Here is a 2,856-nt window from a genome sequence, read left to right as displayed (position 1 = left end):
CCTTTTGTAGAATGAGCCAGCGAGTCGCTGGCGCGGGGCGAGGTTAACCGAAAGGGAGCCGGAGCGAAAGCGAGCCTTAACAGGGCGACTTGAGTCCCGCGCCGCGGACGCGAAGCCGGGTGAGCTATCCGTGGGCAGGCTGAAGCGGGGGTAAGACCCCGTGGAGGGCCGAACGCACGTCGGTTGAAAACGGCGGCGATGACCTGCGGATAGGGGTGAAAGGCCAATCAAACCCGGAGATATCTCGTTCTCCCCGAAATAGCTTTAGGGCTAGCGTCGCGCGTTCACCGCCGGAGGTAGAGCACCGGATGGACGAGGGGGCTTCGCCACCTACCGAATCCAACCGAACTCCGAATGCCGGCGGCCCAGAGCGCGGCAGTCAGAGCATGTGGGCTAAGCTGTGTGCTCGAGAGGGAAACAGCCCGGACCGCCCGCTAAGGTCCCCAAGTTCCAGCCGAGTGGCAAAGGATGTGCGTCCGCCCAGACAACCAGGATGTTGGCTTAGAAGCAGCCATCCATTCAAAGAGTGCGTAACAGCTCACTGGTCGAGTGGACATGCGCCGACAATACACGGGGCTAAGCTGGACACCGAAGCGGCGGGATTTTAATTCATTAGAATCGGTAGGGGAGCTTCCCATGGGCGGAGAAGCCGGAGGGCGACCGACGGTGGAGCGCATGGGAGTGAGAATGCTGGCATGAGTAGCGAGAGACGAGAGAGTAACTCGTCCGCCGTGAACCCGAGGTTTCCTGGGCAAGGCTAATCCTCCCAGGGTCAGTCGGGGGCTAAGGCGAGGCCGGAAGGCGTAGCCGACGCGCAGCAGGCAGACATTCCTGCACCGCGCACGCGGCGCTACGACCGACGGGGCGACGGATGGGGGTGGCTCGGCGGGGTTCTGGACGTCCCCGTGATGGAGCGCGGCCCGCGGACCAGGGAAATCCGGTCCGCACACAGGGCGAGGCTCCGGACGAAGCGACTGAGCGAAGCGAGTGAGCCCGAGGTCCCTAGAAAAACCCCTAGGCAGGCGCGTGCGCGCCCGTACCGCAAACCGACACAGGTGGGTGGGTAGAACATACCGAGGCGATCGGGTCAACCATGGTCAAGGAACTCGGCACAATGGCCCCGTAACTTCGGGAGAAGGGGTGCCCGCGCGTACGTGAACCGGCTTGCCCGGGGAGCGGAGGCGGGCCGCAGTGGAGAGGCCCAAGCGACTGTTTACCAAAAACACAGGACTCTGCAGAAGCCGCAAGGCGACGTATAGGGTCTGACGCCTGCCCGGTGCCGGAAGGTCACGCGGAGGAGTTAGCGCATCGCGCGAAGCCCCGAAGCCAAGCCCCGGTAAACGGCGGCCGTAACTATAACGGTCCTAAGGTAGCGAAATTCCTTGTCGGGTAAGTTCCGACCTGCACGAAAGGCGCAACGACTTGGGCGCTGTCTCGACCATGGACCCGGTGAAATTGCACTGGTCGTGAAGATGCGACTTACCCGCGGAAGGACGGAAAGACCCCGTGAACCTTCACTGCAGCTTGGCATTGGCCGCTGGTCCCGCGTGTAGAGGATAGGCAGGAGGCATCGATCCGGAGGCGCCAGCCCCCGGGGAGCCGCCCTTGGAATACTGCCCTCGCGCGACCGGCGTCCTAACCCGAGGCCGTCAACCGGCTCGGGGACCGTGCCAGGCGGGCAGTTTGACTGGGGCGGTCGCCTCCTAAAGGGTAACGGAGGCGCGCGAAGGTCCGCTCGGGACGGTCGGCAACCGTCCTTTTGAATGCAAGAGTACAAGCGGGCTTGACTGCGAGGCCCACAAGCCGAGCAGGTGCGAAAGCAGGCTCTAGTGATCCGGCGGCCCCGAGTGGGTGGGCCGTCGCTCAACGGATAAAAGGTACTCCGGGGATAACAGGCTGATCTTGCCCAAGAGTCCACATCGACGGCAAGGTTTGGCACCTCGATGTCGGCTCATCGCATCCTGGGGCTGGAGCAGGTCCCAAGGGTACGGCTGTTCGCCGTTTAAAGCGGTACGCGAGCTGGGTTCAGAACGTCGTGAGACAGTTCGGTCCCTATCCTCCGTGGGCGCAGGAGAATCGATGGAGGCTGCCCCCAGTACGAGAGGACCGGGGTGGACGCACCTCCGGTGAACCGGTTGTCGACCAACGGCACGGCCGGGTAGCCGCGTGCGGCGCGGATAACCGCTGAAGGCATCTAAGCGGGAAGCCGTTCCAGGGATTAGTTCTCCTTCCGGTAAGGGCCCAGGTAGACTACCTGGTCGATAGACGGCAGGTGCAAGGCTGGCGACAGCCTCAGCCGAGCCGCACTAATCGCCCGAGCTCTTCCGGAACCGCACCTCGCGGCCCGCGGGACTGAGCGCTCACGCGCGGTCCGGGCACGAGGATGCCCCCGAGTCAGTTCCCTTTCCTATGCGCCATGCGGCCCCCAGGGCACGTGAGTAGACACCGGACACCGTAACGGTGGGCGCCGCCCACCGGTCAGCGGCCAGAGCATGGGGGGCACGCCCGGTCCCGTTCCGAACCCGGAAGCTAAGCCCCATCGCGCCGAGAGTACTGCGGGGTCAGCCCGTGGGAGGCCAGGGCGCCGCTGACCGGTGGACGGCACCGAGCCGTGCGCTTGAACTGAGAAGGGGGAGGCCTCGCGGCCTCCCCCTTTTTTCGTTATACAAACCGACATTTGCACTATCTGTTTTAGGGGTGTTCGGATTGGCTTTAGCCGAGGGCATCGTTCTCGTCCGCAGTGAGGTAGACCCGATCTTTTTGCTTATGTCGCTTTCTGGTGGCGCTCAGTCGGTTCCAGGGTTCTGTCGCCACGTATATCCGGACGGATCTTTTGCTCCTTATTCCCAGTAAATC

The 2,856-nt window shown here is 63.6% G+C and carries 2 rRNA genes; both read left to right on the top strand.

From position 1 onward, the window contains the following. Window positions 1-2,330 (top strand): 23S ribosomal RNA (locus AB5026_RS18775); the annotation flags it as partial. Window positions 2,331-2,477: 147 nt separating this feature from the next. Then, window positions 2,478-2,593: ribosomal RNA gene (gene rrf / locus AB5026_RS18770) — 5S ribosomal RNA — on the top strand. The last annotated feature ends 263 nt before the right edge of the window (window positions 2,594-2,856 follow it).

Source organism: Blautia sp. RTP21359st1_E11_RTP21359_211015 (assembly GCF_040910705.1).
GTDB lineage: Bacteria > Bacillota > Clostridia > Lachnospirales > Lachnospiraceae > Blautia_A > Blautia_A fusiformis.
The sequence above is the reverse complement of the archived record's forward strand: the minus strand, read 5'-3'. Positions and strand labels throughout refer to the sequence as shown.